Annotated in this window: 7 protein-coding genes; 2 read left to right on the top strand and 5 right to left on the bottom strand. The window is 67.1% G+C overall.

The window, feature by feature from the left end; genetic code table 11:
- Positions 1-227: 227 nt before the first annotated feature.
- Together ACZ7KI_RS43240 and ACZ7KI_RS43235 are read right to left on the bottom strand one after the other, a co-directional pair.
- Positions 228-1,625, bottom strand: coding sequence for a Gfo/Idh/MocA family protein (locus ACZ7KI_RS43240; RefSeq protein ID WP_470278802.1), 1,398 nt, complete (start codon positions 1,623-1,625; stop codon positions 228-230).
- A 172-nt stretch (positions 1,626-1,797) separates the two neighbouring features.
- Positions 1,798-2,493, bottom strand: a complete 696-nt coding sequence (locus tag ACZ7KI_RS43235; RefSeq protein WP_470278801.1) for a nitroreductase family protein — start codon at positions 2,491-2,493, stop codon at positions 1,798-1,800.
- 281 nt (positions 2,494-2,774) lie between these two features.
- On the opposite strand from ACZ7KI_RS43235, the gene ACZ7KI_RS43230 reads away from it, so the two are divergent.
- Complete coding sequence (locus ACZ7KI_RS43230; RefSeq protein ID WP_470278800.1) at positions 2,775-3,503, top strand: S1 family peptidase; 729 nt, start codon at positions 2,775-2,777, stop codon at positions 3,501-3,503.
- A 60-nt stretch (positions 3,504-3,563) separates the two neighbouring features.
- Here the strand turns inward: ACZ7KI_RS43230 and ACZ7KI_RS43225 are convergent, their stop codons facing one another.
- The 3 genes from ACZ7KI_RS43225 to ACZ7KI_RS43215 all read right to left on the bottom strand — a co-directional run bounded on the left by ACZ7KI_RS43225 (position 3,564) and on the right by ACZ7KI_RS43215 (position 5,807).
- Positions 3,564-3,923, bottom strand: a complete 360-nt coding sequence (locus tag ACZ7KI_RS43225) for a glycoside hydrolase family protein (RefSeq protein WP_470278799.1) — start codon at positions 3,921-3,923, stop codon at positions 3,564-3,566.
- 72 nt (positions 3,924-3,995) lie between these two features.
- Complete coding sequence (locus tag ACZ7KI_RS43220) at positions 3,996-5,219, bottom strand: alpha/beta hydrolase (RefSeq protein ID WP_470278798.1); 1,224 nt, start codon at positions 5,217-5,219, stop codon at positions 3,996-3,998.
- A gap of 63 nt (positions 5,220-5,282) precedes the next feature.
- A complete protein-coding gene (locus ACZ7KI_RS43215) occupies positions 5,283-5,807 on the bottom strand; it encodes a hypothetical protein (protein WP_470278803.1) in 525 nt (174 codons plus the stop codon).
- Here ACZ7KI_RS43215 and ACZ7KI_RS43210 point away from each other — a divergent pair.
- Positions 5,721-6,104 (top strand): beta-galactosidase, encoded by a 384-nt coding sequence (locus ACZ7KI_RS43210; RefSeq protein ID WP_470278797.1) that lies wholly within the window; start codon positions 5,721-5,723, stop codon positions 6,102-6,104. The genes ACZ7KI_RS43215 and ACZ7KI_RS43210 overlap by 87 nt on opposite strands.
- The last annotated feature ends 551 nt before the right edge of the window (positions 6,105-6,655 follow it).

The raw sequence follows: 6,655 nt of genomic DNA, 5'->3' as shown, positions 1-6,655 counted from the left end.
TCCCGGTTCCCCGCAACACCGAATCAGCCCCCAGGCTCGCCACCTTTGGGTTACCCCTCAATAAGCCTCATTATCACTCACGACCCCACGCCACCGGTGCATGCGACCCTTCGACTGTGCAGGAATAGTCGACCGACCTGCAAGATCTCGACTTTGTCGGGACCCTGACGCTCAAGGTAGAGAAGGAGGCCTTCACGGACACTCCATTCACGAGGCCGGCTCTCCGCCTAGCCGGGCATCTCCGAAGGCTGCGAGTCCAGCCCCGGCCGGGGCTTCGACCAGTCGCCGCGGGTGAAGTCCGGCACCGCGACCGGCTTCCCGCCCTTCGCCAGCGAGACCACGCTCAACGGCACGGGGGAGCACCAGGCCGCGGAGTCGTAGACGTCGATGTCCGGCACCAGCCCGGCGCGCATCTGTTGCACGATCCGCCATTGCAGCACGTAGTCCATGCCGCCGTGGCCGCCGAGGTTCGGGTCGTCCTTGAGCTTCTTCCACAGCCAGTGGTCGTGGCGGTCGCGGTACGGCCCGAAGTCCTTCCACGCGTGACCGCTGTGGTCGGGCTCCACGTAGATGCGGGCGGGGTAGTCCTCGACGATGCCGCGGCTGCCCGCGAGGCTGTTGATGCGGCTGTACGGGCGCGGCGAGCTGACGTCGTGTTCGGCGCGGATGATCCGGCCCTGCGCGGTCTCGATCAGGCAGGTCACCAGGTCACCGTTGATGTAGGTCTCTTTCCACGACGGGTGGCCCGGCGGCATGTGCCGCTTCCGGTAGTCGGCGAGGCCCTTCGGCTCGGTCGCCGTGGCGCGCAACGTGGCGAACCGATCGCCGCGGTTGACGTCCATGCAGGCGGCGATCGGGGCGAGACCGTGCATCGGATAGAAACTCGCGGTGCTGCGGGTGTGCCATTTGCGGCGCCACGCGTCGGTGTAATACGTGTCGGAGAACAACAGTTCGCGCAGGTCGTGCAGGTAGCCGCCGTGCCCGTTGGTGACCTCGCCGAAGACGCCCTCGTGCGCCATCTTGAGGATGGCCAGTTCGTTGCGGCCGTAGCTGCAGTTCTCGGCGAGGAACAGGTGTTTGCGGGTCTGCTCGCTGGTGTCGACGAGGTCCCACAGCTGGTCGAGCTCGGTGGCGATGGGCAGTTCGACGCCGACGTGCTTGCCCGCCAGCAGCGCGGCTTTGCCTTGTGGGTAGTGGAACTCCCAGGGAGTGGCGATGTAGGCCAGGTCGATGTCGGCGCGGGAGAGCATCTTCTTGAAGGCGTCGGCCGATCCGCCGTATTCGGCCGGACGTGGCCGTCCGTCGGCGGCGAGCTTGTCCGCGGCGGCCTTCGCGCGTTCGGCGCGGATGTCGCAGACCGCGGTGACCACCGCGCCCGGCACGGCGCTCCACCCGCCGATCATGGACATACCACGGTTTCCGAGCCCGATGAGTCCTATTCGGACGGTCTGGTGCCGCTCGAACGGCACCCCGATCATGCTGCGCTGACCCGGACGACGGGGCGCGCTTTCCGCTTCGACGACCTCTTCCGCGGCGGTGGCGCTCGTCGGGATCGCGGCGAGCGCCCCGGCGGCGAGGGCGCCACCGAACAAGGTCCGCCGGGAGACAGAGGGCAGGTCGGCCATGAAGAACACTCCTTCGTGTCGCCTTCGATGCCCCGACTGTGTCCAATCGCCGCCAGATATGTCAAGAGATGCGTCAAAGTGAGCAGAAAACTGCACTAATGCGCAGTTTGACTGTCCGAAACCGGATGTTTCGCGCAACCCGGGTGCGCAGACACCCGGGCCGCGCGGGTGGTCAGCGGCGGATCAGCACCTGATCGATGGACTTGCGTACGAGGTTCGGCACCACGCAGTCGTCCGCCGGATAGCCGACCGGGATGACGGCGAACGCCTTCTCGTTCTGCGGCCGTTCGAGCAGCTCGCCGAGGAAGCGCATCGGCGACGGCGTATGCGTCAACGCGGCCAGCCCGGACAGGTGCAGCGCCGTGATCAGCATGCCGACCGCGATGCCCACCGACTCGTCGACGTAGTAATGCTTGTGCTTGGTGCCGTCCTCGTCGAGGAAGTAACGCTGCTGAAAGACCACGATGAGATACGGGGCGTCGGTGAGGTGGGTCTTGACGGCGTCGGTACCCAGCGGGCGCAGCGCCGACAGCCACTCTTCGCCGAGCCTGCCCTCATACGAGATCCGCTCCTCCTCCTCGGCGGCCTCGCGGATGCGCTGTTTGGTTTCGGCGTCTTCGATGAGCACGAAGGTCCACGGCTGCTGATGCGCGCCGCTGGGCGCGGTGGCCGCCACCGCGATGGCGTCCACCAGCACCTGCTCGGGTACCGGGTCGGTGGAGAACATCCGCACGGTGCGCCGGGTGTCCATGTGGCGGCGCAGATCGGCGGCGGTGGCCAGCGATTCCGTCGCGGACGGACGCGTGGGCCGGTAGGGCACCGGCTCGAAGGGGTCGCCGTAGGTCGGGGTCCAGTGTGCTGCGGTCATGATCCCGATTGTGGTGGCGGGCGTGGCTTTCGGGAAGCCCCGGCGTCAGGTTATGTCCCCGGTGTTATGCCACCATCTGTCCCCAGTGGACGGACGTCGAACGGAGCAGCCCATGACGGCGCTCCGATACTTAGAGGGATCCTCAACGGTCACCGCGGTGAAGAGATAGGTACCTACTGCACGACTTTCGTCGGTGTCCGATTTCTCTTGCCGCGTCCCAGAATCAGCGCACCCGTCCCCATCGCGCGGCCGAATCCGGGCCGCAGAAATGAGTCGGAACCATGCGACTGCGCTCCTTCGCCCTGATCGCCGGCACCGCCTTCCTGGCGCTGCTCGGCGCGACCGCTCCCGTGGCGTCCGCCGCGGAACCGGCCACGGACCCGTCCGGCGTCCAGCCGATGATCATCGGCGGGCAGTACGCCCAGAGCGGGCCGTGGGCCGCCAGGCTCTTCGCCAACGGCCGACAGACATGTACCTCGACGATCATCGCGCCGCAGTACATCCTGACCGCCAAACACTGCGTGGCGAGCGGTGGCACGTTCACCTTCCGGATCGGCAGCCTGGACCAGACCAGTGGTGGCACCATGGCCACCGGCTCCACGGTCACCCGGCACGCCAGCGCGGACCTCGCGATCGTGCGGCTGACCGCGCCGGTGACCGCCACCTACTCGCCGCTGGGCACCACCAGCGACGTCGCGACCGGGCAGACCGTGCAGGTCTACGGCTGGGGCGCGACCAGTCAGTGCGGTTCGGAGATCAACTGCCAGTCGCGGTACCTGAAGGTCGCCAACGTCCGGGTCACGTCGGTCGCTTGCCGTGACTACAACGGCGGTGTCGCGGTGTGCGCCAGCCGCGGGGACGGCATCACCGCCGGCGGGGACTCGGGTGGCCCGATGTTCGCTTCCGGTCGTCAGGTCGGCGTCGCTTCGACCAGCGACCGGCAGACCACCACCGCGTACACGAACATCACCCGGTACCGGCCGTGGATCCAGCAGGTGGCCGGCGTCTGATCCGTGGCGGAGCCCTCCCCGGTGTGCTCGAGGAGGGCTCCGCCCCCACCCCGGCCGGGCTCAGCCCCAGCGTTGCAGCAGCCGGTCGTACTCGGCCTGGGTGACCGGCAAGACGGTGAACAGGTACCAGCGTTCCTCGGTGTTCGACTTGAAGACCAGCGGACCCTCGCCGTGGCTGATCTTGTTGTTCCCGAGCCATTCGGCGACGAACGAGTAGTTGCGGTTGAGGACCGTCGCCGACTTCTCCGCGAGGACGAACTTGCCGCAGGCGGACTGCGAGGAGCTTCGCTCGTCCTTCGTGAAGCGGTAGTAGGTGCCGTTGTGCTTGGTGAGCGTCGAGTCGATCGTCGAGTAACCCTTGTCGACCCACACCTGCGCGGCGCTGTAGGTCCGGAGATCGGACGTCGTCGCGTACATCATCCGGTTGTAGGTGGTGCCGGTGTGGTTCGGATCGTTGGCGGAGTACAGCTTCGACGCCCAGAACGCGACGAACTACCCGAGGCTCTCGTCGTGATAGGCCTCCGGCGCCCACGTGTTGCCGGCGGTGCCCGGTGAGACGCGCGCCAGGCGCGGCGCGCTCCAGTTCACCAAGTCGGCCGATTCCAACACCACGATGGACTTGCTCCCGGTCCGCTGCACCTGGTCCCAGTTGCCGTTGCCGTACATCCGCAGATCGGTGGCGATCTGGTAGAACTTGTCGCCCCGCGGCGAGCGGAGAATGAACGGGTCGCGGGCGCCGCGCGTCCCGATGGCCGAGGTCAGCACCGGCCGACCGCCATTGAGCTGGCGCCATCGCGTCGGGTCGTTGCCTTGGCTGAGCGCGAAGTGGACCTGTTCACCGGTGGCGGAGTTCTCGCCGGTGAAGTAGCTGAACAGGTAGCCGGCGTAGGCCGCCCGATCGCTCGCCGCGGCCAGCGCGGACGGCGCCGCGACCAGTGCGGCGACCCCACTCGCGATCAGCGCGGAGACGAGGACGAACGCGGTACGGAAACGCTGTGTCATGGAAGCCGTCCAGTGTGCTCGCGAAGGATTTGTGAGGGCACCGCCCCAGTCGACGACGGTCCTGGGGAAGCGCTGGTCGCTCCAGAAGCTGGTGTGGCTGCCGCCGACGAAGGTGAGGAACGCCTTGGGCCAGGTCATCTCGTTGTAGGCCTGGCGGGCCGAGTTGTACGACGTGGTCGAGTCCCGGTCGCCGTGGACGAACAGGACCTTGGCGGACACCGAACTGGACGGATTGCCCATGTCCACACAGGACTGCGGGTTGGCGGAGACGATCCGACGGTCGGGCCAGGAGGTCAGCAGGCCGTGGGTGACCATGCCGCCCAGCGAGTGACCCGAGACGCCGACGCCGATGGTGGTGTCGATGTGTCCGGCCAGCGGCCCGCTCGCGTTGAGCGCGAGGGTGTTGGTGAGGATCTGCGAGACGTCCTTGGCGGAGTTGCCGTTGTTGACGTCGCTGAAATTGTGGTTGAAATGCGGGGCGGGGACGACGAAGCCCGCCGAGGCCAGCGCCCGGATGATGAACAGGGAGTTCTGCGGGCTGCTTCCGTAGCCGTGGGTGAAGTTGTAGACGGGAAGACACCGGTGGCGACCGGGGCGTTCGTCACCGGGCTGCCGCCGACGGTACCGGTGGCGGGGTAGTAGACGTAAGTGGTGCACCGTCGGCTGCCGCGGGTCCAGTCGTACCGCCGCACGCCGCTCCGGCCGCGGCCGCACTGAGGAATTTCCGTCGCTGCATGGTCATGGATGACTCCTTGGGTGTGGGGTGGTGGTGCCTGGTCACACGGAAACGCCGTCGAGCTGGAACGTCTGCACCTGTCCGGCCGCGAAGGAGGCCCGCAGCAGCTTGCCGTCGAGCCGGACGTCGGTGCGCTGGACGTACTTGTCAGTGCCGCTGGTCGTCGACGTCGACCAGCGGGTGATCAGACCGGTGGGCAAGGTGGTGAACCGGCTCAGGTCGAAGGTGATCGGCTGGGCCGACGTGGCGGTGTTGACCGCGACGAGGACCAGACGGCGGGCCGCGGCGTCGTAGGCGACCGCCGCATTTCCGGCCGACGCCTCGATGATCCGCATACCCGGCCGGATGTGGCGGGTGAACTGCGCCAGCACGTACAGCTTGTTCTGGACGGAGCCCGCCTTCAGCGTCGTGGGGTTGTAGTCGATCAACGCCCACGCCGGGGTGGGGTCCATCACCTGCCAGTAGCACCAGGCCGTGGGGTGCAGCCAGCGCAGGTCGAGGCAGAGGTTGCTCGCCGTCGAGAGGCCGGTGGCCTCGCGTTCGGCAGCCGAGGCGCCATCTGCCACAGTTCCACCGCGTACCAGCGGGCCATCGTCTCGGTGGCCGAGCAGCTCGGTCGTCGTTACGGTTCGCACCCCGCCGTGGCTCTGTGGCATGTCCACAACGAGTACGGCGTCCCCGTCAGCGCGTGCTACTGCGACGCCACCGCGGCGGCGTTCCGCCGTTGGCGCTGCACAGTCCTACGCGGGTGGTGTGCGCCAAACGGTCACCGTGCCGGCGGGCACCTACAAGCTGGCGCTGTCCGCCAAGACCTCGGGGCAGCTCAGTGCCGCGCAGGTGACGGTCACCGATGCCGCCGCTAAAGCCCGCACGCTCGACATCCCGGCGTCGGGTGGCTGGACTGGCCGCCAACTCGCCGACGTCCCGCTGTCCGCCGGTGCCGCCACTGCCACGGTGCGCGCGGCAACGGATACCTGTTCGTCGGTCTGTCGCTCGTCAAGGTGTCCGGCTAGTCGCTTTCGCCGGCTTGAAGTCCGTGAAGGCCTCCTTCCCTACTCTCAAGGTAGGAAAGGAGGCCTTCACGGACTTTCGCTCGAGAGGGTGTTCCTGAATGGGGAAATGTTGTTTGCCAAGCAGGCGCGAGCGTCCATGAAGGAATTGGGACACTCAACGTCCCAATTCCTTCATGGACACGGGTAACAAGCCGCGGTCAGCGGCGCCGGCCCCAGGGCTGCCGGGCGCCACCGTTGCCCCTCCGCATTCAGAGGACTAAACGTGGCTCGTGTCGCGAAAGCCACTTTCGGGACACCGCATGTCCTGAAAGTGGGGCGGATTCACTCGGTCGTCGCAACATGGTCTATTTAGGACAGTATCATGGTGAGTTTCTCTTGCGGGGTAAGCCAGTTCAGTGTTT

It is taken from the genome of Amycolatopsis sp. NPDC039088, from assembly GCF_055598845.1.
The sequence above is the reverse complement of the archived record's forward strand: the minus strand, read 5'-3'. Positions and strand labels throughout refer to the sequence as shown.